Here is a 25,084-nt window from a genome sequence, read left to right as displayed (position 1 = left end):
AAGCTAAAAGGCGAGCTATTTTAACAAGCTATCGAGGGCGCGACGAATTTGCCGCGCATCGTCCTCTGCTCGATGCGGCGTCGGCCCCAGTGCCTCCATTTCGCGACTAAAATCGCGCCGATCCAGATCGCTGTGCTTTTTTAGCCATTGATTCACCTCCATTAAGGTGAATGAAGGACGCATATAGCAGGCTTTATAAAGTCGCCCCATCCAGAACAGATCCCATTGGCTATCGCACAATACATGTTCAAAAGGCGCGAGGGTCTGGTTGAGATGCTGGCATACTTCAAGAACACTGATCCCTTCGCTAAAAAGACGTTCACGCGAGATCCCATGAATTCGGGTTTCAGCTTCATTGTCCCAGTGGTGCCAGTGTCCACTGGCGGTGGAAGGGTCAATCAAAAAACTATGGCTGTCACCACTTGGTAACACGTACCCGACCTCAATCGGGTAAGACACTAACGACAAACCGGATGCTTCAAAATCCAGTGTCACCCACATACGCGTACTCCTTGCTCATAAACACTCCTGCATGACTAGGCACTTCCATTGCCTGATTACCTAACTGTAGCCTTTTTGTTGCTACTTGGATGGGTTGTCGCGCTACTTTTGCGTGCTTGATTAACAAGTGGGTGAAAAAATAGATTTTATTTCATGTGCTTGGCTATTTTTTTATTGATAATGTGATAATTCTGACAAGTGACCGTCGGAGTTTGTCAGTTAGGCGCTATATTTCATCGCCGGATTGATTTAGGCTTCGGTAAATGCTGCGGTGGGCAGTTTGATAACAACCACCTTGTTAACGAGGGATAATGGGTATGAAGCAAACGTCTCGGACCATGCTTGCGCGTAAACAGGTCGCGTTAGTGGCGCACGATCACTACAAAAACGCCTTGAGCGAGTGGGTACAAGAAAATAAAGAGATACTGAGTCAGCATGAGCTGTATGCCACCGGCACCACCGGGCATATTCTTGCGCGAGAAACCGGGTTAAAAATCACCCCGTTAATCAGCGGCCCCATGGGGGGTGACCAGCAACTCGGGGCGATGATTTCTGAACAAAAAATTGATGCGATGATTTTCTTTTGGGATCCGCTCAATGCCGTGCCACACGATCCGGATGTCAAAGCGCTACTCCGCGTAAGCACGGTTTGGAATATTCCCGTTGCCACCAATCGCTCAACCGCACGCTTTCTGATCACGTCGCCGCTATTTGGCCAAGAGGTGGATGTTCAAATCCCTGATTATCAAGCCTATTTAGACGAGCGTTTGTAGTGCTTGCCCCACGCTGTGAGTCGTTCGCTGACAGTGTGGGTTATACTCCTTCTAGAGATACCCTTTGAGCTCCTCAACAAATGATGAGGCATGACCTTTTTGGTGTACTAGCCACACTTGTTTTTGCGCGCGCGTCAGGGCGACATAAAACAGTCGCCGTTCTTCCGCGTGATCAATCGGTTCTTCATTTTTTCCTAACAATGCCTCACCGAGTGAAAGCGAGCGCGGCTTGGCGGGAAATACCCCTTCATCCATGCCGAGGATAAACACATAGTGGGCTTCTTGGCCCTTGCTAGCATGTGCGGTGGTATAGCGAAGCGCCAATGACGGATAAGCATTTTGCCAGTTTTCTAGCGCGTCAGGACAAATGGCATGCGTGCGACCTATCAGCATCACACTCACTGCTTTCTCGGCTTTAGCGTCCTTTTTGGCAAGGCTTACCAGTGTCTTTTCTATCTTATCGTCCGTGATCACCTTGATCGTTTTGGGCGTTTTCGCCGATGCCTTATCGCGCGCATAATCCAATTGTTTGCTCAGCTGCTTGGGGTTTTGTTCGATGAACTGCTGCGCCACATCCCCCAAGGTAGACGGATAGCGATAGCAGGTGGTCAGCCAGCAAATTTCACTGTCACCGAAACGCTGTGCAAACTCGGTGGTTAAACTGACGTCGGCACCGGCAAAGCGATAAATGGCTTGCCAATCATCCCCCACCGCATACAAGGAGGCGCGTGGTGATTGGGTTTCACTGTCCGTTTTACCGTGACACAGTGCCTCGAGCATCGCCAACCGTGCCGGGGAGATGTCTTGATACTCATCGACCWTCACAAACTGAATAGGCGTGACGAATTTTCGCTGCTGAAACAACTTGGTGGCTTTTGCGATCAAGCCGTCAAAATCAACCGCCTGCTCCGCTTTTAGCGCCTGTTTGTAGGCTTGGTACAACGGCCAAATCACCGCCAGTTCATCTTTTAAGGCAGCCAGCTCCTCAAAGCTTGCCAGTTTATCGGTCAGACCACGCTTGGTGGTATTGGCTTGGATCACCCGTGAAAGACGCGACCAAACCCAGGTGTGCAACCGGCTGTCATGGGCACACGCAGTCAGTTCAGCGTTATCATCAAGCGGCAGTGTTTGCTGCTGATGTAATTTGTCCCAGCGTTTGCGGGTAGTGGGCTGTTGCCACTGTTCGGCAAGTGTTTGGGTCAGCCACGCCGCTTTGGCGGTCTCATCACTGGCGAGCGGCGAAATAACCGGGGCCTGTCCTTGGTGCTCGGCAAGTTGCTGACGGGCAAAGCCATGAAAGGTGGTGACATTCACCTCATGGCCCGTTTTGGTCTTTATCCGCGTTTTAAGCTCTGTCGCAGCATCACGACCAAAGGCCAGCAACAAAAGCTGCTCAGGCTTGGCTTGACCACTTTCAATTAAATACGCGGCGCGTGCCACCAATACGCTGGTTTTGCCGCTGCCAGGACCCGCCACCACTAGGGTATGGGATTCATCGGTAAGCACGGCCTCGCGCTGCCCGGCATTCAATGGCGACGATTCAATGGTATCAAACCAGGTTTGCCACTGGTTAAGCATCGCCGCTTGCCACTGTTGATTGCGGGCTTTCAGCCAGCTTGAGTCGGCCTGCAGCACAGGCGATAGTGTGGTAGCAAGGCTTTCGTCCAAATTGGCCAAGAACGAGGCAGGGATCCCCTCGCCTTCCAGCTTATTCAATACCGTTTGTCGGGCGCTGCGTAATTGTGTGACACGCGCATAACCTGGCGCATTCACCAGTGCATCAAACTCGGCCAACAAACTCGGCTGAATCATCGCTAGCCGTTTTTGATAACGGGCGATATAGGCTTGATAGTGGCGGTAAATCGTTTGTCCCGCTTGTTGGGCGTGATCCCATGGCAAGCCAAAGACCTCGAATGGCAATGGGTCACCCTCATCGGTATAACCGGTCAGCGAAATCGTCCCCCACAGCAACCCACGCGATACCGTTAGCTGCCCATCCCATGCCGAGAAAGGAATGTATTGTCGATGATGACGAGATTCGAGCAGTAAGCCATCATCTTCAAGCTGCAAGCTGTAATGATCGCCGTAAACAAGCCATTGTGCCCAGCGATTGGCTGTAAGTTTCATATCTCAACGTTATTCAGCGAATAGCGCACGCGTTGTGCCCTAAAAAGATGCTTGGCATGCTACTTCTCAATGCTCGATAAATCAATTTACTAGCGCGATGCCACTGCCTACGCAGTGCGCTGACAACACGAAATTGACCTGCCGCAACCCTTTTCTTATTCCCCGAGAAAATCCCTCATTGAGGCTTAGTTTCTGGTTCCATTTCTGCTATCTTGCCAACATTGTTGGCCGGTCATCCTTATTTATGCCTTTTTCTCTGCCACGTTTACCTTTCCTGCCGCTCGCCGTGCGTGAGTATTGGGCGAACCATCGTATTAATGACAGTATTCGCGTCCTTATTGCCCTGATGGGTGTGGCGTTGTACGCGGGATACGCCGGACGCACAGATATTGTGACGCCACTGGTGCTCGGTGTCATTGCCTCGGCATTGGCGGAAGTGGATGATCATTTTTGGGGGCGGTTGCGTGCGCTCGGTGTCACCCTTGTTTGCTTTACCGTCGCGGCCTTCTCGGTCGAGCTACTGTACGACACCCCTTGGCTATTCGCGATTGGCCTGACGACCTCCAGCTTTGGCTTTATCATGCTGGGCGCGATCGGTGAGCGCTATGGCACCATCGCCTTTGCCTCGTTACTTTTGGCGGTTTACACCATGCTGGGGATGGAGCAAGGCAGTGATATGTGGTTACAGCCGATGATGCTGTTATCTGGGGCGCTCTGGTATGGGCTGTTGTCGCTGGCTTGGATCATGATATGGCCTCACCGCCCGGTTCAGCACCGATTGGCTGCGGTGTTTCGTCAAACCGCCACTTATATGGAAACCAAGTCCAGTTTGTTCCATCCGGTCGCCGAGTTGGTTCCGCAACCGACGCGTATTGCTGCCGCCAACCAAAATGCGCAAGTGGTGGCCGCGCTCAATCAAGCGAAAGCGTCATTACTGGCCCGTGCTCGACGCGGTCGACTCACAAAGCGGCATCAAACCTTGCTACAAACCTATTTCATTGCCCAAGATATTCACGAACGTGTGAGTTCATCCCATTATCGTTACCAGGATCTGGCGGCGCATTTTTTTCATTCCGATATCCTCTTTCGCTTTGAAGCCTTATTAAACGCGCAAGCGCAAGCCTGCCGGGATGTTGCGCAAGCGATGTCGATCGGTACACACTACCATCACCCGAAAACAGGCCACCAAGCCCTCATGGCAATCAAACAGTCGATGGCCTATTTGTCGGCACAAGAGGAGCAAGACAGCACTCGCCTCGCGCTGCTGCAGCAACTCGATTTTCTCTACAAAAACTTGGAGACAGTGGAACAACAACTGGCCAGCTTGAGCCACTTAGCCAGCACGGACAACCTCCAAGAAAGTGAACTGGCCGACCCGGATGCACACTCGTTAGGGGAAATGGCTTACCGCATTCGCCGGCAGCTCACGATTAAATCACTGCGTTTCCGTCATGCGGTGCGTTTGTCCTTATCACTGCTGACCGGTTATGCACTGATCCAAGGGCTCTCGTTAGAGCACGGCTTTTGGATTTTGATGACCATTCAATTTGTGTGTCAGACCAACTACTCTGCGACGCGCAGTAAGTTGAAAGAGCGCATTTTAGGGACGGTCGCCGGTTTACTCTTGGGAGTGCCCGCACTCTACCTTTTCCCTGATCCCAGCAGTCAATTGGCGTTAATGGTGATCACTGGGGTGCTGTTTTTCGCCTTTCGTACCGTGCAATACACGCTCGCCACTTTATTTATTACCCTGCTGGTGCTGATGTGCTTTAGCCAATTTGGCCAAGGTTTCGCGGTTATTCTTCCTCGCCTTGGCGATACCGTGATTGGCTGTTTGATTGCGGTCGCCGCCGTCCGTTATGTACTACCCGACTGGCAAGCCCACCGCTTGCGCGGGATCATGACTGAAGCGCTGCAAGCTAACCGTGACTACTTGGCTCATGTGATTGCGCAATACCGAGTGGGTAAGCGGGACAACCTTGCCTATCGGATCGCGCGTCGACATGCCCACAATGCCGATGCCGAGCTGACCACCGCGATCAGTAACATGCTGGTGGAGCCTGGACGCTATCGCACCAATATTGAAGAGACCTTCCGGTTTTTGTGCTTGAACAACGCCATGCTCAGTTATATTTCCGCCCTGGGCGCGCATCGCAGCCGGATGGATGATGAGGTTAATCATCAAAAGATGGCGCAGCTCCATCGTGAGATTCATCAATCCCTCAACACGTTGACTGAGCGCTTGGGGCAAGCATTGCCTACAGCGTTACCCGCACAAGTGCCCTCAACCGGCACCAAGACACCCACGGGCGAGCCAGTGAGCATTGATGAGCACCACGCCAATGCCACCATCGAGTCACAGTCTCCTACTTACGTGCCTGTTGATAACGCCCCACTCAGCATGGTGCTACAACAGCTACACTTAATTCAACGCATGTTGCCTGAGCTAAATAGTTTAACCGAGACCTTGCGTCAGCAAGCACTTAAGCAAAGTCGCACCTAGAAGGGAAGCAAAGCGGCTACACAAAGGTTAGCGCGGCACTGTCACGAAGAAGGGGCGGGTTATTGCGGGGTTAATAGAACGGGTATCACGTCAGCGCTGTGTAAAATTACACTTATTTACTCAGCGAGTGGTTGAAAGCCTGACCGCGAGGCCGGATATTAATAGTTACGCCACCTGTTGAGGCTGGCAACTATACCGATAATTAAGCGGCCTTATGCCGCCTCATAGCCCGCCTGGAGCAATTATGGCTATTCATGTAGGAATCATCGACTCTGACCCTGTCCGTCTCGTTACCCCTGTTTTGCATCAGCAATTGCCTGTCAGTAAGCTGATACTCATTGGCACGCTGGAGCAAGATCTGGAATTTGAGCGTTTAACGCGTGTGCTGGCGCCCAAGGGGATTGAAACCGAGTTTTTTGAAATCTCGGATGATATCAATATCCGCGAGGTGAAAAGTCAGGTAAAACGTCTTGCCGAGCAGCTCAGTCACTCTTCTGAAGACATCCTTTTTAATGCGAGCTGTGGCCTACGCCACCAATTATTGTCTGCTTACGAAGTGTTTAGAACTTACCACTGGCCCTGTTATGTGATAGAGCCCTACAGCGACGAATTATGCTGGCTCTACCCCGACGGTCTTCCACAGCAACAGGTCGAAGATCATATTAGTTTGACCGAGTACATGACGATTTTTGGTGCCCGTTGCGCAGATCACGATGAAGAGGAAACCGGCTGTCTCACCAATGATATTTATCGGTTAGGAGAAAAATGGGCGAGCAATGCGTATGAATTAGGTCCAGGCTTAGCCACTTTAAATTACTTAGCGACCACTTGCCGAAAAGAACAGTGCCTGGATGTTGCATTGAGCGAAAAACAGCAAGGCTATCGCGAACTCGGGATGCTGCTCGACGATTTATCGGATGCGGGATTAGCGCACTACGAAAATGGTGTGCTCACTTTTAGCTGTGAGGAAGCCCGACGTTTTGCCAACGGAGAATGGCTGGAAAGCTACGTGCACCACACGGTCACTTCTATCCAAAAAGAATTACCGACTATCCAAGACAGTGCGCTTTCTATGCAGGTTTATCGCCAAATTGGCGAGCGAGAAGTCCGCAATGAGTTGGATGTCGCCATGGTGGTTAACAATAAGCTTCATATCATTGAGTGCAAGACAAAGGGCATGTCTAGCGACGGTGATGACACCCTGTATAAATTAGAGTCTTTGCGCGATTTACTGGGTGGCTTGCAAGCACGTGCGATGCTGGTCAGCTTTAGACCATTACGTCATCACGATATTACGCGGGGTACAGATCTGGGTTTAGCTTTGATCGGCCCTGACCAGCTGGCCAACTTACGCACCCATCTTTACGATTGGTTTATTGCGGCTGGCGGTACTATCGAAGTAAGAACAAGTTAATCGCTTACGCAAGGCGATACGACACGTTCGACAACCTTGTCGGCAATAAAAAACGCGGTGCCCTCGGGCACCGCGTTTTAGTAGGATAACGATGTCTCGCTTGTTTACAGGAGCTTACGTGCTGCCTCAACCACCACTTTAATTGAGCGCGCTTCCGTCTCTTTCAAGGTCGCGTGATCTGGGGTCTCTTTTTGTGTACGGTTGATAATCACACCGGCCACACAACCTGCACGCAAGCCAGAGCTAGCACACATGGTCAGCAAGGTGGCTGATTCCATCTCAAAATTCAGCACACCCATGTCTTGCCATTCTTGCATTGAACCCTGGAAGCGACGCACTACACGGCCGCTAAAGGTATCGTAACGCTCTTGACCTGGGTAGAAGGTATCACTGGATGCCGTCACGCCTGTGTGAACCGTGGCGCCGTCGTCATCAACGGCGGCTTTCATGGCCGTAGCGACGTCAAAATCAGCCACCGCTGGGAATTCCATTGGCGCAAAGTGGCTGCTTGCGCCGTCAAGGCGTACAGAGCCGGTGGTGACAATCATATCGCCGACATTAATGTCCGGCTGAATCGCCCCGGTGGTGCCTACACGCAAGAAGGTGCCCACACCAAGTTGTGCCAACTCTTCAACCGCGATAGAGGTCGATGGGCCACCGATACCCGTTGAGCAAACCACCACTGATTTGCCATCGAGCCAACCAAGATACAAGGCATATTCACGCTGCGAGGCGAGAAACGTTGGGTTTTCCATCAAGTTAGCAATTTTTTCAACGCGCGCCGGGTCGCCAGGAATAATCGCCGTGGTTGCGCCTTGAAGATCCGCTTTTGTTACGCCAAGGTGAAATACAGGGGTATCAGACATCATTCGTCTCCTCGCTGGATGCATTTATCCGCATTAGAATTAATGTGGGCCTTGCTGATGAGGCCCGAACTCGTTATTGGTTATGCGTTTAGGATACCCAAATTTGCCACCTTTTGTGTGACCATCATCGACCTATTACTATATTGGATATTACAGATTTCAGAATTTAGAGATCGCTATCACTTTATAAAGGCAAAAGCAGACAGCCTTTGCCCTGTTTTTAAGCGCTAGTCACGAAGTAAACGTAGCGCATTCAGCGTGACCAGCGCGGTAGCACCGCTGTCAGCCAGCACCGCGACCCAAAGTCCCGTGATACCGAGTACACTGGTCACTAAAAACACCCCTTTAAGCCCTAATGCAATGGTGATGTTTTGCCGCACATTCGCTTGGGTCGCGCGCGCCAGTTGCAGGACTCTGGGTAACTCGACCAGTCGGTTATGACTCAATGCCGCCTCGGCCGTTTCTAACGCCACATCGGTACCACTTCCCATTGCCACCCCGACGTGCGATGCTTTCATGGCCGGTGCATCATTGATGCCATCACCAACCATTGCGATGCGGTATTGCTCCGCCAGCGTTTCTACCGCCTCAACCTTATTCTCCGGCAATAGTCCCGCGCGGTAATCAATGCCCAACTCATTGGCTATTTCCGCCGCCGAGGTCGGGTTATCACCCGTCAGCATCACAGGCTGAATACCCATCGCACGCAATTGCTCGATGGCTTCTCGCGCATCCTGTCGCAGTGTATCTCGCCAGCCGATCATCCCTTGTGGTTGCTCGTCAATCAGCACAACCGCAACCGTCACCCCGCGCTCGGCCACCGATTTGGCCTCTTGATATTGCGCATGATTTAACGTCGACTCACCCACCTTGTCTAACGCAACCAGCCGGACGGCTTGTCCCTCAACCACGCCTTGCACACCGCGACCGGCATTCGCCTGGATATGCGAGGCATCCGGCACTGATAGGCCGCGCTCGGCACTATACATGACCAAAGATTTTGCCAATGGGTGATGGCTACCACGCTCGATGGCGGTCGCCGCTTCCAGTAGCGCCGTTTCCTCACCCTGCCACGCGCGCACATCGGTCACCATTGGTTTACCCTCAGTGAGCGTGCCGGTTTTATCCAAAGAGACGGCATTGACGCTCGCCAGTGTTTCCAGTGCTGCCCCACCTTTGATCAAAGCGCCACGGCGGGCTGCGGTGGCCAGTCCAGAGGTAATCGCCGCAGGTGTCGAAATCACGAGCGCACATGGACAGGCGATCAATAACAGTGCTAAGCCTCGATATAACCACTCTTGCCAGCTGGCGGCAAAGAACAGGGGGGGAATCACCACAACTAGCGCGGCTAGCCCAATCATTGCCGGCGTGTACCAGCGGCTGAATTTATCGATAAACCGTTCTATCGGCGCTTTTTTCGACTCGGCCTGCTCAATAAGGCGCAAAATACGGTCAATGGCATTTTCGCCCTGTGCGGATGTCACGGTCAGCTGTACGGTTTTATCGGTTGCAAGGCTGCCCGCCATCACGGTATCACCCGCTTCGATATCGACAGGGATCGGTTCGCCTGTCAGTGCACTCTGATCAAAGCTCGCCGCAGCGTCCATTAGCTGCCCATCCGCGGGGAGTCGCTCACCAGCACTAATTTCAATCCGGTCACCTGGCTGTAGATCACTGGCCGCCACGGTCTCACGTGAACCGTCGCTATCAATTCGCGTCACAGTTTCTGGCACCAATGCCATCAGCGACTGAATGCCATCGCGGGCACGTGTAGAGGCATACCCTTCTAACCGCTCGCCAATGAGAAACAACACTAATACCATTGCCGCTTCGGTGGTCTCTCCAAGATATAACGCACCGATGGCCGCAATACTCATCAAGGTTTCTATCGAAAACGGCGATACTTGACGCGCCAATCGACCCGCTTTAAGCACGATGGGAGCGAGACCAACTACAGTCGCAGCAGTAAACAGCCAATCGGATAAAGAAGCCGACCAATAATGCAGCCCCCAAGCGACCAGCATAATGCCAATTAAACCAAACAGCAGGGCGTCATCGCGCCATTCTTGCCAACCAGAAGGCACAGTGGCGGTTTGATCCAAGGTGACGAGCGGAAAACCGGCTTTTTTAGCCGCTTGCTCAATGGCCGATTGCGTCTCCGTTGAGGCATCGTGCGCTAAAGCGACTCGTAGCTTTTCAGTGGCAAACAGCACTTGTGCGCTCTCTACACCCGGCGTGGCATGAATTGCTTTTTCAAGTTTAGCGGCACAGCTTGGGCAATCCATGCCCGTAACCACCCACTCATGGGTGATGGAGGATAACTGAGGAGATGACGCCGAGGGCGCACTCTGGCAGGTATGGTGACACGAGGTTTGTCGCCTGTCGGGGTCATCATCGCCCGCACTACCCTCACCCTCTTGGTGACTGGAACAGCAGCTCGACGCTTGGCAGGTATTCGTTACCGTTTGCGTAGACGGAGACACCGTTTGGTGATGCGGTTGATGACAGTGGTGATGTCCACAATGCTTACACATAATCGACTCCTTCTTTGGTCGGTGTGTCATTAACTTGTGGTCAGTATAAGGGTTGGAGCCCACTCCAGAGTCAAGCGCTTATAAAAACAACGCTCATTGAGTTTGCCAAACGCTGCGCGACAGCAGAAAAAATGCGCTCAGCAATGATAGCTGAGCGCAATGATCCTATTGGATAATAAAAATATAGCCCTGTAAAATTAGCAGGTTGACGATATCGATAAAGAAAGCCCCCACAATCGGCACCACCATAAAGGCTTGAGGCGCGGGGCCGAAACGATTCACGATTGAGCCCATATTCATCACCGCGGTCGGGGTAGCGCCGAGGCCAAAACCACAATGTCCACCAGCAATCACGGCCCCTGTATAATTACTCCCCATCAACTTGAACGTGACGTAGTAACTAAATAAGCCGATAACCACCGATTGAATCGCCAGAATAATTAAAAATGGGACTGCTAAATCGAGAATGTTCCATAGCTTCAACGTCATTAGCGCCATCGCTAGAAATAATGAGAGAGAGACAGTGCCGACCATATCCACGGTTTCTGACTCTAGCTTTCTGAGTTTAAAAACCTCAAGCGTATTGGTGACTATTACACCCAAGAAGAGAGCATAAACAAAGTCAGGCACCATTAGCCATTCAATATTAAACCCGCACACCCATTCAGATAAATGGCGAGCCCCCGTAATACACAGCAGTAAAATAAATAAGACTTCAATGACTTTCTTCGCTGTCACTTTATCTTCTTCATTTTCATTGTACGTGACAAGCTCGGGATATTTTTCGTGTGTTGTGGTACCACGTCCATATTCAGACTCAAGCTGATGTTTATTAATCAAACGCTGGGCAACTGGGCTACCAATAATACCACCAATCACCAGACCGAGTGTTGCCGACGCCATTGCAATTTCCAGGGTACTTTGAATACCATATTCATCGGTCAAGATCTGGGCCCAAGCCGCGCCGGTTCCGTGCCCGCCAGACAGGGTAATCGATCCAGCGACCAGCCCCATCAATGGATCTAAACCAAGCATCGACGCAAAACTGACACCAATAGCGTTTTGTATAATGATGTACACAGAAGCGATGGCAAGAAACCAAAATACCTTTAAGCCGCCTTTTACTAATTGTTTATAATTTGCTGCCAGACCAACGGTCGCAAAAAACATCAGCATAAACGTATCTTTTAACGGCAAGCTAAATTTAAAATCAATACCGTTGTAGTGTAATATAGAAATAACACACGCAATAATTAACCCGCCCACAATCGGCTCTGGGATATTAAATTTTCTTAATGCGGGCGTTTTTGAATTAACAAAATGGCCTAAAAAAAGGACACCGATGGCAATCAGGAATGATTCTAGCGCACCAATTGAATTGAGTTGATACATATAACCTCTTTGTTTCTCTCACCTCATCCTCCCTGATTGTTTAATTTGACCTTTGTGTTACCTCATTTACATTCACATTGACGTCAATACGGGTTAGCCACACGTCACGATACTCCAGCATCCTGCTTATCGTTTTGCTGCCGCGCTTGGGCTTTTGTACGCCTCAACCTCGCGATAACTGCCCGCTACCAACGGGCGGCACAATAGCAGAAAAACGCAAAACAAGCACTAATAATCGAACTATATGTTGCCCCGTGGCAAGTAACTACTTAAATAAGCAGGATTAAAATTGATTGACCAGCACATAAAACTGAATGAAAAATAACCACAATTCGTTCGATCTTTGTACGCGGCCAGCCACAACGCGCGGAAGGACAGCCGTCAGTATGGGAGGGGAAACAAGAAAGGTGATGCCATGTTGGTGGCGATAGCAAATAAGCGCCCCTTACCCAAATAGTAAGGTGCGCGTAATGAAAAACCTCAGACTGGATGGGTCAGACATTCACCCATTTGCATACTGATCGCTCTTAAGACATCTCGACGGGTGATAATACCCACCAACTTGCCCTCGTCGACCACCGGGTACAGTTTAGGCTTGGTGGGTGCCATCATTTCCGCAAGCTTAATAATACTGTCCTCGGGTTCAACCGCCAACGCGTTGCTGGTCATACAATCCGCCACGGCGTGTGAATCTTGGCAATGATAGCTGTCACGTAGCAACTGCTGCAGCATGTCTTGCTCGGAGATAAACCCGACCAACCGCTTATTGGCATCTACCACAGGCCCACCCGTTTGCTGACTACGAAGCAGTTTTTCCAGTGCACTAGAAAGCGGCATATCCGGTGAAAAGGTTACCGGGCGTTTGTTCATATAATCTTTAACAGTGATCGACTCCATGTCGCCTCCCTTGACCGTCATGACAATTTGCTGTCCTGTCCTTTAAGTGTTGTCGAAGATGGCGAAATGTCTAAATCACTTTAAACAATTTGTGTTATTGAGCAAATCAATGGAAAACGAATAGCGTTAATCGCTCGGCTACCAGCCCAGTAAACGATAAAGCTCACCGGTTTTGACACTGCGGTGTGCATTGTCAATGGTGCCGTCACTTGCCCACTGTTCAACGACTGGCTGAATGATGGTCTGTGCCGTCTGCCAATCTTGCCCGGCTTCTATTTCGTCGAGGTATAACAGCCTGAGCAATAAGCCATCTAGCCCAGTCAAAAGCTGTTGTGGCGTGCGGTCATTAAAAATCGATGGGAAAACCCGATCATCGTCATTAGGCAGCCCCATAATTTGTGTCAGCTCCTCCACCACACAGGCCACGAGTTTCCCTTTGGAGCGTGCTAAATCAACGGGAATAACAACCGCTGCATGATGAATCGCGCCATCTTGATTGATTCGAAAGTTAGCCGCACACACGGCATCATGTAATGGTGAGACATCGGCATTGTTAAACTGTTTGCGCGCATCATCTAAAAARCGTTCATGATTGGTGAACATAATCGTTAGATTGGCACGCTGCGAAGTCGGCGTTGGGATAAAGTCGATCCCGGTTAGCGTCTCCAGATGTGCAACATGATATGTGACAAGGTCGTCGTGTAACTGGCTCGCACTGATCGGATGCGCCACATGATAGCGGATCGGGCCATCCCACTTGCGGACGCCTTGTTCACCTTGCACATACTCGCTCTGAAATGCGATACGATAAAATGCCTCAACAATATAATCAGGCGACTGCCAAGCCTGTTGGTTTGCCATCACAGGCGTCACGGTTAGGCAAAAGCCTAATAATACTGCCCGCAGAAAAAGGCGCGAGTATAAGTGACTCACAGCATTACTCCCAATATCGAATCCCCTAGCTAGCATAGTCACGAAATTACAACGCTTAAATCATTTTTTAACACACGCTAGCGCTGTCTTTTATTTTATGCACATAACGTAAAAATCGAACAMCAGTTCCACTTTTCTAGACACTTTTTGAACCAAATCCTCATTATCACCGCTCAAAAACCCGCTTGAGACGCACACGATGGATAGTAACCAAGGATTTTTAACTCGTTGTAGTATGAAGAGGACACTATGCGTAAAACGCTACTCGCTTTAACCCTTCCATTAGCGATACCTGCTCAGGCTGCCAATGTGGTCGACGCCTCAAGCTTAGATTTGAGCGCGGCATTAAATGATGATCAACCTCGCACGATGGTGGCCTCATCGCCAGCATTAAGCTTTCGTGAAAAGTCACGCCTACAAGTGGGCAACAAAGCCTTAGTGCGCAAGCAGCAGCTACATCATGGCGTTCCCGTTTACGGTTATTCGGTGGTTGAAAATACCGCCGCACGCGGCTTTGCGCCCAGCGTTAAAGGTGACGTTGTCACTGATATCGAACAAGATATCGGTGGTACACTCCCCATGATTAATCAACAGCAGGCTATCGCGATTGCACAAGGCCAGACTCACCAAGGCAGTCAGCATTTTCACCAAGCGGATGCAAACACAGAGCTTTTGGTCTGGCTGGATAAACAACAAACAGCCCGCCTGGTCTACAAAGTCGACTACCTCGCCAGCGACGATGGTCACCCATCGCGTCCAATCAAAATTATTGATGCGAAGTCTGGCGATATCCTTGACAGCTGGGAGGGCATCGCGCACCTAGAGGCGGGTGGCCCCGGCGGTAACCAAAAGAGCGGCCGATTTAATTTCGGTCCCAATACCCAGCTAGGCAGTTTTGAGGTCAACCGCTACTGCCAAATGGATAGCCCCAACGTGGTGACATTAAACATGAATAACCGCGAATGGGGCGGAGAGGTTCATCAGTTTAATTGCCCACAAAACACCTACCGTCAAGTCAACGGTGCTTATGCGCCAATGAATGATGCGCAGTTTTTTGGTCAGAAAGTATTTGATATGTACCAAGACTGGCTCGGTGTACGTCCGATTCAACAGAAACTCACTATGCGCGTCCACTACGGTCAAGGTTACGGTAATGCCTTTTGGGACGGACGACAAATGACCTTTGGTGACGGTAATCGCAGCATGTATCCGCTTACTACTTGGGATGTTATTGCCCATGAGGTCAGCCACGGTTTTACTGAACAAAATTCAGGGCTCGAATATCGCGGTATGTCCGGTGGGATGAATGAATCATTCTCGGATGTCGCCGCAGCGGCTCTGGGACAGTACGTGTTTGGTGAGTTTAACTGGAAAATGGGTGAAGACGTGATGAAGCATAGCGAAGCCATGCGTTATTTCATTAACCCCAGTAAAGACGGTCGCTCTATTGGTCACGTTGACCGTTACTATCAAGGCATTGATGTCCACTTAAGCTCGGGGATTTACAACAAAGCGTTTTACCATCTCGCCACCAGCGACCAATGGAATATCAAAAAGGCCTTTAAAGCATTTGCGACAGCGAATCAGCTTTATTGGCGTCCGAATTCCAGTTTCCAACAAGGTGCGAATGGGGTTTGCGAAGCCGCTAAAGATCTTAACTACCCAGCGGGTGCAGTGAGTCAGGCCTTTGCCGAAGTGGGCATTCAAACTCAGGGCTGCCAAGGGACGGAAGGAAACCCTAAGCCAGACCCAGAACCACAACCTGAACCAGAGATTTTGCCGCTGACGCTCGATCAGCCCGTGCAAATCCAAGGGCGTGCGGGCGCTGGTTACCAGTTCGTGGTAAAAAATGCGCCTCGCGGCACCGTTTGGCTACAAACCTATCGTGGTCACGGCGAAGTAGACTTATATGCCGCGGTAGGTCGCCCTGCAACTGTCAATGACAACGATTGCGCCTCAACCAATGCAGGCAACGAAGAGTACTGTGGCTTTAGCCAAATTCAGGGCATGGATCTGTACGTCACAGTGGTGGGGGCGCGTGACTATGCGACCAACGTATTAGCACGCCTTGACGATCGCGGGGTTGAGACCAACCGCTGTACCAATATGCCGACTTGGGGTGGATACAACTATTATCCAGCAGGCGTCACCGTTCAGTATCAAGGGCATCTATTCCAGGCCACGCAAGACAACTGGGGCATAGACCCTTTCACTAACCAATGGGTTTGGCAGTATCAAGGCAGCTGCCAAAGCTAAGTGCTCTGCGGCCGACCTTTTGTCGGCCGCTTTATTTGAGTTAACACCGTCTCACGTTACTCTAAGAGTGTGATCCCCTAGCGATTCTTCCCGTCAATGCCTCACCTAACGTCACTGCGCCACTCGCATTACAGTTTTATTGCATCTATGTTAATGATTATTGGTCATAATCTAGCAACGTAGAGGCGATAAATGCGACTAACCGCGTTGAGTCATACTTGGCAGTGGCGCTTTTTGGCCACCCTCTTATTTTTGCTGCCCTCCCTCACATGGGCAGCGAACACGGACGCGTCTTCGCTCCATACCCTCACAATGTTAATGGGGCTGCTCGGTGGCCTGGCGCTGTTTTTATACGGCATGGATAAAATGTCCAAAGCACTAAAAAACGCCGCTGGAAGCCGACTTAAAGCCTTGTTAGCCAAACTCACCACTAACCGAGTCGCCGGTGTCTTCACAGGGGCCGGGGTGACCGCAACCATTCAGTCTTCCTCTGTCACGACTGTGCTGCTCATCGGGTTTATTTCTGCGGGGTTAATGTCGCTCGCGCAAGCAACAGGCGTGATCATGGGTGCCAATATCGGGACAACCATTACCGCCCAAATTGTCGCCTTTAAAATCACTCAAGCCGCCTATTTGATGGTGGCCGCCGGCTTTTTTATTCAATTTACCGCCAAGGCCGATAAAACCAAGCAATACGGTAAAATGCTATTCGGGTTGGGATTGATCTTTACGGGGATGAACGTGATGAGTGAGGCAATGTCACCGCTGCGCGATTATCAGCCGTTTATTGATACCATGGCGAAAATGCACAATCCTTTTTTTGCCATTCTACTGGCGGCCCTGTTTACCGCGCTAGTGCAGTCTTCATCTGCCACAACCGGGATTGTCATCGTCCTCGCGGGGCAAGGCTTTATCTCCCTTGAGGGCGGGATCGCATTAGCGATGGGTGCCAACGTCGGCACCTGTGTGACCGCTCTTCTCGCCGCGATTGGGAAATCGCGAGAGGCTAAACAAACCGCCAGCGTACATATTCTGTTTAACATTATCGGGGTGTTGGTATGGCTTCCATTGATCAGTGTGTTGAGTGATTGGAGCGTCGCACTGTCGCCAAGTCATCCTGACCTCACGGGGGTTGAGCGCTTAGGCGCGGAATTGCCTCGCCAAATTGCCAATGCCAACACCCTATTCAACGTCGTCAATACATTGGTCATGTTGCCGTTTGTCGGCGGGTTTGTTTGGCTCGCCAAGAAAATCATCCCCAAAAAACCTAAGCCTGTCCCAAGTGAACGCCCGAGTGTTTCACCCAAATATCTCTCTAAAGAGCTGCTGATGACACCCGATATCGCCATGGATCAAGCCCAGCTCGAAATTGGCCGCATCGGACGCCGGGTTTGCAATATGATGAATACGCTCCCCCCTCTCACTTCTCAATTAGCCTCCCAGCAAGAGCGAGATGCGGCGACTCATGCATTAGAAAAAATCGACGAGCTTGAGCATCAAGTCGATATTTTGCACGGACATGTGCTTTTTTATCTCGGTCGATTGCGTAAAGAGCCACTCACACAAGCACAGAGTGACCGACAGATCACCCTGATTAGCATGACTGATAAACTCGAGAGCATTGCTGACCTGATTGAGGACACTTTGGTTCCTATCATGGATAAATCACTGCATGCCGAGATCGATATCAGCGATGAGATGCGGGAGACCCTTGATACGATTCAAGATAAAGTCACTCACGCACTGCTAGATAGTGTGAATGCCATTCGGCGTGGCGATAATAACCGCGCGAAACAAGTACTGCACACCAAACGTGCGCTCAACGCCCTATTAGATAAAGTGTTGGCTCACCAAGCCGAGCGCTTGATCGAGCATGATGCCAACCGTCTACAGCTATTCAGCATTGAGATGGAGTGGACTGAGTCTTTGAAACGTGTGTATACAGTGACAAAACGTATCGCCAAATTACACCTGCGCGAAAAAGACTCGCAATGATACATTACTGGCAAATTTTTAAGAGAAAACGGAACCAAGCCCTAATTTTTAGGCTTATTAAGCCCATAGTGTCGGGAAAATAGTTATAACGGCTCCGCCTAAAAACATCTAGGAGCTTGAAATGTATACACTATTTCCTTCCCGACCCAAACCGCTATCGGCACTCATTGCGCTTGCCGCCTTTAGCAGCACCAGTGCATGGGCTAGCGCTCAATGTGATATTGCCGATTTGGCGGCCAGTAATGCACCTATCGAAGCGATTATGAGTGCTGAACGCGGTTGCTTTACCAGCTGGTATGACACCGCGTCTATTCGATATAACAATCTCTACCAAGAAGCCTTTGTAGGTAAAGTGGCACAGCGTTTATCGCAGACCATTACCCATTATCAGGGTGATGACAGCCAAGCTCGCCAAATTGCTAATTTAGCCGAGTACGTACGCGCGGCCTACTATGTACGCTTCTACGGTGACAAAGCGAACGCTGATTTTTCTGATGCGCTAGACGATCGCCTCGCGGATACCATCAATGCATTTTTACGCTCGCCTTACGCCACGGCAAAAGGTCGCGCCCAAGCCGATGCCTTGCATGGCTTAACGCTGATGGCCGACAGCATCAAGCGCTTACCGCAAACTTTGGACCTACAAATTCAACTGCTGGAAAACCTCAACCCAGACCGCCTAGACGACCGCCGTTACGCCGATGCGCTCAACAACCTTTTCCGCGCCATGGCGGGTCACCAGTCTCGTCAAGCCTTTTACGATGTGCTCGCCGCCGATCTCTCCTTGATTGACCGCCTTTATCAGTTCGTTGTCAATCATCCTCAGCTATCCAATAGCGACCATGGGGCGTTATTGGTATCAAACACTGTCCGCGAAATGGGACGGCTATTGATGGCCCCCCAAGCCAGCGTGCGAGATCGTGTGATTAGCCATTATCGTGACCTATTACCGCGTTTCCCGCTAGGCGGCAAAAACGACGCCGTATGGGTGGGCATGGCAGAAATGGTGGATGCTTACGCCCCCGACAAGGTGACGGAATTAGGTTTGTCTGATGCCAAAGCAACACTGGAAGCCAAAGTGGTGCCTTATCGCCATCAATGTGACGGCCCGGCCATTATTCGTTCACAAAGCATGACACAAGCGCAATCGCAGCAGGCATGTGAAAGCCTGCACGATAAAGAAGTGGCCTTTCATCAAACCGTGAACTCAGGTTATCAAGCGGTCGCCGACGATCTGAACGACAGCGTTGAAGTCGTGGTGTTTGATAACCCATCGGACTACAAAACCTATTCAGCCTTTTTGTTTGGTAACTCGACCGATAATGGCGGCCAATACCTAGAAGGAAATCCTGCCGATCCAGACAACCAAGCCCGTTTTATCGCTTACCGCAATGATAATGGTCAATCGCTTTCGATTTGGAACCTCGAGCACGAGTATGTTCATTATCTCGATGGGCGCTTTAATATGTATGGCGACTTTAACGACGTACTTCGCCACGGCCACACCGTATGGTGGCTAGAAGGCTTTGCTGAATACATGGCCCATGGCGATGACTATGCCGACGCCATACGCTTGGGCAAAGAAGGCCGCTATTCACTCAGTGACGTATTTGCCACTACCTATCAGCACGATGTGAACCGCGTTTATCGCTGGGGATATTTGGCGGTACGCTTCTTGTTTGAAAAGCACCCAGAAGCTGTCAATGCGTTGCTCGCAGCCGGCCGAGCTGGACACTTTGAAAAATGGTCGAACTTGGTAAAGGATTATGGTGAACAGTATGGTCCCGCATTTTCACAATGGCTGACCACGCTGGATAGTTCAGATAGCGGCGAGCCGCCTCATCCAGATCCTGATCCCGAGCCAGAGCCAGAGCCAGAACAATCAGACGTCACAACCCTGTCTCTAGGTCAAACCGTTACCATTAGGGGACAAGCCTACAGTGAGCACCTGTATCAAATTGACCTTACCCAACCTGCTAGCGCGCTGACATTTAGCATTGAAGGACAGGGCAATGCCGATCTCTACGTGGCGAAAGATCGTCAAGCGCACTATTACGATTTTGACGCCACCGAGTGGAACCAGACAAGTAATGAAACCGTGACCCTTAACGATGTAGAGCCAGGCCGCTATACCTTAAGTGTCACCGGGCGTGGTGACTTTACCGATGTCACCGTCAAAGTGAATGCGGAAGGCCAAGTGCAACCCGAGCCAACGCCAGAACCACAGCCTGAAACGCCAGCTGGCACCGATGACTTGCGCCCGGCTCAGCTTAACGCCGCGAGTCCCAATAGCATCAGCGTCTATCAACGTCGCTACCTATATGCCGATGTGCCTGAAGGCGCAACCAAAGCGCAAGTGTGGGTCATGGCGGACGGTGACGCGGGCGATCTGAGCGTATTCGCCGCCGAGGATTACTGGCCAACGCAAGCGCAAAATCAAGCCGTTTCAGACGTGCCGGGCAGCAACCAGTATATCGAGGTCGATTTACGTGATCAGCAACGTCTGCACCTACTGCTCACGGGCGATGGAAGCCGAAGCCAAACCGATGTGCGTGTTTATTTTCGTTAGCGTTAAGCGTTAAGCGTTAAGCGTTAAGCGCCATGGTATCAAGCGCCACCACCGAGTGGCGCTTTTTTATATACTGCGACACGATTGCGTTTAACTTTGTGATTATTGACCTAATGATTATGGCACTTATTGCACAATACGCTATATAATATTGAGTGTTTACTCAAAACAAGTTGGCTAAAACAATGAAAAATATATATCGCGCATTACTCATGCTGGCGGCCATATTTTCCGCTTCGGCCTTCGCCGCGATCGGCTCGTATAAGGTGGTACTGATTCACGGCTTTCAGCCTGATCAACTGCAAAGCCGCCCCGATCACGATCAGGTCGCGCAAGATGGCTCAGACTACTGGCAAGATTACTGGCTGCAGTACGCCGATGCCCGTATCGATTGGCCCGCCCACGAACGCATCGAAGGAAAGATTGCCTCAGATTATCTATGGCCTGCATTAAAAACGCTTTCAGAGCAAGAAACCTGTCTGTCCGGCTGCCTTTTAGTCACCCACTCTACCGGCGACTTGGTCGCGCGCTACCTGTTAGATAATCAAGAAAACTGGCTGACCAACGCAGGGCTCGAACCTCTTAATATTGTCGGTACCTTTGACTTCGCCGGTGCGGGTGGCGGCGTTGAGTTGGCCAATATCGCGGTGAATGTTACCGAAGGCGGCGGTTGGCTCAATCATGCCATGAAAAAAGCCGTGTCACTATGGATGGGACAACTCCCCAGCAAAGGCAATATCGGCGTACTGAACGACTTGAAAGTGGCCAACGCGCGACAACTCGCGATGTGGCCTGATAACCGCGTACCGCGTATTCGTTTTGTCGGAAATGGCTCTGACTTCTTGGGGGCGACATCTCCCTTTATTCCAGGCAGTGATGATGGAGTGGTTGCCGCACACTCCGCCTGTGGCGCTGCCGATGCCGATGCATTTGATAGCTGTTCGACCGCGATTGAGTTCGACGGCCAGTTAGATTATGTCCACAAAGGGGTTAGACGTTTTATGCCCTCGCACTATCCACTGTTGATGGGCGACAAATACAGCCATCTCACTATCTTTAACCCTTGGCACAAGGGGAAAGTGACGGCAACCGATCCAGAGCTTGTGCTCGGCGATCAGTCTCGTATCGCCGTCGAGACCGTTGACGAAGATGGCTGGTTCGGCAAGAAATACCGCTTTGTCCGTGATTCAGACCGTGACACCTTGTCAGAGCTGGTCCATGCTCTTCCACAATAATTTCGGATACACTGTGACGTCATTAACAAAGCTGCCCTTTCATCGATACAAGGGCAGTAGGACGACTGATTCGCTTTTCTTTCCTGTGCTACCGTGCCTGTAACACATTAATTAGGGGCTACTATGACTCGACTGCTACTCGCAGTAACCTTGGTCGTATCCATTGGCATTACTGCCTACCTATGGCTTGATACTCCCGGCGCGCCGCCCACCAAAATGACTGCTGAACAGAGCATTCAACAGCCATCGCCCGACGTTGCCGAATACGAGCCATCGACGCCAGCGTCTACCCCTCGAAATGCGCAATATCGTCCAGAAGAACCCGATATCGAGCAAACCTCGATGGCACCGACACTGAGCTACATTGCGGCCGACTATGCAGAGCAAATCCAGCACCCCTCCTATTCGATCCCTATTCCATCGAAGCAAAGCCCTTATCTACACTGGAATCGATATGTCTCGACGCCGATGCCGATCCTCGATGGCTCGGTAAAAGCAGCATTAAAGCTCAACCAATACCGCTACTTTTATCCGGAAAACATTCAAGCCTCACTGATCACCCCGGCCTCTTTTAATCACGCGACTGTGTCAGTCATTGATGTCGAGGCTAATCGGGAATTGACCCGCTTCAATGTGACAGAGACACAGTGGAACATTGAACCCAAAGCTGACTGGCCCATTGAGCTTCGCCTCAAAGCGGCTCTCAATTTTAATGGGGGCGACGACGTGCTCACTGCCGACTTTCGTCTTTATCAACCTATTGCGGAAGTGAAAGGGGTGAAGCCGGTTTTCGGCCGCGGGCCAGATATGGTGATACCACTGGTTTTGGATATCGACAAAAGCGGTATTTACCGAGTACGTGCCAATCTATTTACTGCTGACGATCAACCCGTTGCGGCATTAACCAGTAAGACACGCCTCAGTGAAGGAGAGCAAACTCTGGCGCTACGCGCGTTCAAAGCCGCAATGCGTGGCTATGGCGATGAATGGCAACTGAAAGACGTGGTCATTGAGCGAATGTCCGGTTATCCCGGTGAACGGGCACAATTTGGCATCAGCCCACAAGACTATTATTCACTCGGTACTTTCGATACCGGACAATTATCCGACGAGCCCTATCAAATGTCCGAGCAAGAGCGGATGCAACTCGAGTTTTTACAACACGCCGCGCGTTAGCGTTGAACACGATGACGATCTGGGTGGCTTATTGAGCATTCGCCCATTCGCGTGCCGTTGCAATACAGCGACGCACCACTTGGGCAGTATTCGTGCGTTGCCAAGCCAGCACCACTTGGCTACTCAAAGGCATCTGTACCAGCGACAGCACTGACACGTGGTCGCTCAACTGGGTGGTTAGCGAAGCGGGAACCAAGGCCACGCCAAAACCCGCGGATACCATTGCGGTTGCGGAATGGAGTTGTGGCGCAAGCGATGCAGAAGATGGTGTCAATCCTGCGCTTTTTAATGCATCAGATAACGCGTCATGGAGCCCAGGCCCGATATCACGAGGGAAGAGAATGATCGGATCATTGCCGAGCTGTGACAACGTCACGCTGTGACATGTCGCGAGAGGATGGTCAGCCGCGACAACCAGTTTAAAGGGATCATCAAATAAGGCGGTATGCGCCACATGTTCACTGGCATAACAAGGCAAACGTAAGAAAGCTAAATCCACCTCTTGTTGACGAAGTGTCTCCACTAATGATGGCATGGGCTGCTCGACCGGCTGAAAGTCGATATCGGGATGATGTTCTTGTAACCCTCGCACCAGCGCTAACACTTGTTGGCTGACGACCGTCGAGCTGGCAAAACCGAGGCGTATTTGATTACGTTCCCCGCGGGCAACCTGCTTTGTGCGCTGCACGGCTTGATCTAACTGACTGAGAATTTTTACCGCATCTTGATAAAGCACCGCTCCTGCTGGTGTCAACGACACACCTCGCGGTAGGCGCTCTAATAAGGGCACACCTATCTCTTGTTCTAGCTTTTTAATTTGCTGGCTCAGTGGCGGCTGAGCAATACCCAGTTTCTCAGCCGCGCGCGTAAAGTGCTGACACTCGGCCACTGTGACGAAATACCGTAAATACCTAAACTCCATCGTCATGCCTTAATGCTGCGCATTATTAACTGTTTGGATTCAATATCTTACCACGTTTTCCATGTGCCATATCTTTTAGATATCAAAACCAACGTTATTTGTATTGGTGTCTCTTTCTTCAACCTCGCATCATCAAGATTCGGTTTTAACCTAACTGACTTCGGTTTATAAGGACGCTTTATGAGCACCCAAACCTGCCACTGTGCAGAACATGTCGCCGCCGCCTATCTCAAGCATCACCAACAAACAGGAGAAGGTGAGATTTATCAAACCTCATTGATGAGTGCCTTGATTGATGGCGTGTATGAGGGCGAGACCACCATGGCCGACCTGCTCGAACATGGCGACTTTGGCCTAGGGACCTTTAACCAATTGGACGGTGAACTCATCGCCTTTGATCAGACGATTTTTCAACTACGCGGCGATGGTTCGGCAAGGCGCGCGGATCCTGAGCAAAAAACACCATTCGCCGTTATGACCTTTTTCAAACCAGACATTACACAACAGTTTGATCATCCCATGTCGCGCCAAGAGCTGCACGACGTAATCGACACACTGGTGCCAAGTGACAACCTGTTCTGTGCCGTTCGAATTGATGGCGCCTTCGAGCATGTGCGTACGCGCACCGTGCCCAAGCAAACACCACCATACAAGCCCATGCTCGAGGCCATCGATGCCCAACCAGAATTTCGTTTTGATCACGTTAATGGCGTAATTGCTGGTTTCCGTAGCCCGCAATATACCCAGGGCATCAATGTTGCAGGCTATCACGAGCACTTTATCACTGACACTCGCGCAGGCGGCGGCCATGTCCAAGACTACGAGTTGGCATGCGGCACCTTGCAAATCGGCCGCGTCTCCAAGTTGGTGATTGACCTCCCCACCAATGCGGAATTTTTGGGCGCGAACTTAACACCAGACAATATTCACGCCGCTATCGAACAAGCAGAAAAATAATATCACCTCCCATAGGGAGCTAACCTCACGAGGA

Annotated in this window: 17 protein-coding genes; 9 read left to right on the top strand and 8 right to left on the bottom strand. The window is 50.9% G+C overall.

Annotation, left to right across the window (positions count from 1 at the left end; genetic code table 11):
* Window positions 1-15: 15 nt before the first annotated feature.
* Window positions 16-501 carry a hypothetical protein gene (locus BZG13_RS08530; RefSeq protein WP_069362819.1) on the bottom strand — a complete coding sequence of 162 codons (486 nt, stop codon included), beginning with the start codon at window positions 499-501 and terminating at the stop codon, window positions 16-18.
* A gap of 317 nt (window positions 502-818) precedes the next feature.
* Here BZG13_RS08530 and BZG13_RS08525 point away from each other — a divergent pair, with 317 nt between their 5' ends.
* Window positions 819-1,274, top strand: a complete 456-nt coding sequence (locus BZG13_RS08525) for a methylglyoxal synthase (protein ID WP_077486345.1) — start codon at window positions 819-821, stop codon at window positions 1,272-1,274.
* Between the two features lie 51 nt (window positions 1,275-1,325).
* On the opposite strand, the gene helD is transcribed toward BZG13_RS08525, so the two are convergent.
* The gene (gene helD / locus BZG13_RS08520) at window positions 1,326-3,401 is read right to left on the bottom strand and encodes a DNA helicase IV (protein WP_077486313.1); all 2,076 of its coding nucleotides are present in this window, start codon (window positions 3,399-3,401) and stop codon (window positions 1,326-1,328) included.
* 244 nt (window positions 3,402-3,645) lie between these two features.
* Here helD and yccS point away from each other — a divergent pair, with 244 nt between their 5' ends.
* Both yccS and BZG13_RS08510 read left to right on the top strand, forming a co-directional pair.
* A complete protein-coding gene (gene yccS / locus BZG13_RS08515; RefSeq protein ID WP_077486312.1) occupies window positions 3,646-5,904 on the top strand; it encodes a YccS family putative transporter in 2,259 nt (752 codons plus the stop codon).
* 244 nt (window positions 5,905-6,148) lie between these two features.
* A complete protein-coding gene (locus BZG13_RS08510; protein ID WP_077486311.1) occupies window positions 6,149-7,318 on the top strand; it encodes a Card1-like endonuclease domain-containing protein in 1,170 nt (389 codons plus the stop codon).
* Between the two features lie 104 nt (window positions 7,319-7,422).
* Here BZG13_RS08510 and udp read toward each other — a convergent pair whose 3' ends face one another.
* The 5 genes from udp to BZG13_RS08480 form a co-directional block, all read right to left on the bottom strand.
* Complete coding sequence (gene udp / locus BZG13_RS08505) at window positions 7,423-8,184, bottom strand: uridine phosphorylase (protein WP_077486310.1); 762 nt, start codon at window positions 8,182-8,184, stop codon at window positions 7,423-7,425.
* Window positions 8,185-8,411: 227 nt separating this feature from the next.
* Window positions 8,412-10,718: a zinc/cadmium/mercury/lead-transporting ATPase gene (locus BZG13_RS08495; RefSeq protein WP_108743873.1), complete on the bottom strand. Its 2,307-nt coding sequence runs from the start codon at window positions 10,716-10,718 to the stop codon at window positions 8,412-8,414.
* A 165-nt stretch (window positions 10,719-10,883) separates the two neighbouring features.
* Window positions 10,884-12,110: a sodium/glutamate symporter gene (gene gltS, locus BZG13_RS08490; RefSeq protein ID WP_077486308.1), complete on the bottom strand. Its 1,227-nt coding sequence runs from the start codon at window positions 12,108-12,110 to the stop codon at window positions 10,884-10,886.
* Window positions 12,111-12,590: 480 nt separating this feature from the next.
* Window positions 12,591-13,007, bottom strand: a complete 417-nt coding sequence (locus tag BZG13_RS08485; protein ID WP_077486307.1) for a CBS domain-containing protein — start codon at window positions 13,005-13,007, stop codon at window positions 12,591-12,593.
* 138 nt (window positions 13,008-13,145) lie between these two features.
* Window positions 13,146-13,940, bottom strand: a complete 795-nt coding sequence (locus BZG13_RS08480) for a DUF2927 domain-containing protein (RefSeq protein ID WP_158074876.1) — start codon at window positions 13,938-13,940, stop codon at window positions 13,146-13,148.
* A gap of 249 nt (window positions 13,941-14,189) precedes the next feature.
* Between BZG13_RS08480 and BZG13_RS08475 the strand changes: the two genes are divergently transcribed.
* The 5 genes from BZG13_RS08475 (at window position 14,190) to BZG13_RS08455 (ending at window position 23,171) form a co-directional block, all read left to right on the top strand.
* A complete protein-coding gene (locus BZG13_RS08475; RefSeq protein WP_077486305.1) occupies window positions 14,190-16,196 on the top strand; it encodes a M4 family metallopeptidase in 2,007 nt (668 codons plus the stop codon).
* 192 nt (window positions 16,197-16,388) lie between these two features.
* Entirely contained in the window at window positions 16,389-18,191 is a 1,803-nt protein-coding gene (locus BZG13_RS08470) for a Na/Pi cotransporter family protein (protein ID WP_077486304.1), read from the top strand.
* Window positions 18,192-18,312: 121 nt separating this feature from the next.
* Window positions 18,313-20,760: a M9 family metallopeptidase gene (locus BZG13_RS08465; protein ID WP_077486303.1), complete on the top strand. Its 2,448-nt coding sequence runs from the start codon at window positions 18,313-18,315 to the stop codon at window positions 20,758-20,760.
* Window positions 20,761-20,945: 185 nt separating this feature from the next.
* Window positions 20,946-21,995: a hypothetical protein gene (locus BZG13_RS08460; RefSeq protein ID WP_077486302.1), complete on the top strand. Its 1,050-nt coding sequence runs from the start codon at window positions 20,946-20,948 to the stop codon at window positions 21,993-21,995.
* Window positions 21,996-22,118: 123 nt separating this feature from the next.
* Window positions 22,119-23,171: a hypothetical protein gene (locus BZG13_RS08455; RefSeq protein ID WP_077486301.1), complete on the top strand. Its 1,053-nt coding sequence runs from the start codon at window positions 22,119-22,121 to the stop codon at window positions 23,169-23,171.
* A gap of 28 nt (window positions 23,172-23,199) precedes the next feature.
* On the opposite strand, the gene BZG13_RS08450 is transcribed toward BZG13_RS08455, so the two are convergent.
* Entirely contained in the window at window positions 23,200-24,093 is an 894-nt protein-coding gene (locus BZG13_RS08450; protein ID WP_077486300.1) for a LysR family transcriptional regulator, read from the bottom strand.
* Between the two features lie 180 nt (window positions 24,094-24,273).
* On the opposite strand from BZG13_RS08450, the gene budA reads away from it, so the two are divergent.
* Window positions 24,274-25,050, top strand: a complete 777-nt coding sequence (gene budA / locus BZG13_RS08445) for an acetolactate decarboxylase (protein ID WP_077486299.1) — start codon at window positions 24,274-24,276, stop codon at window positions 25,048-25,050.
* Window positions 25,051-25,084 lie beyond the last annotated feature (34 nt).

The sequence above is a fragment of the Salinivibrio sp. ML323 genome, from assembly GCF_001995745.1.
GTDB classification, from domain to species: Bacteria; Pseudomonadota; Gammaproteobacteria; order Enterobacterales; family Vibrionaceae; genus Salinivibrio; species Salinivibrio kushneri.
Note: the sequence above shows the minus strand (reverse complement) of the source record. Positions and strands in the feature narration are given on the sequence as shown.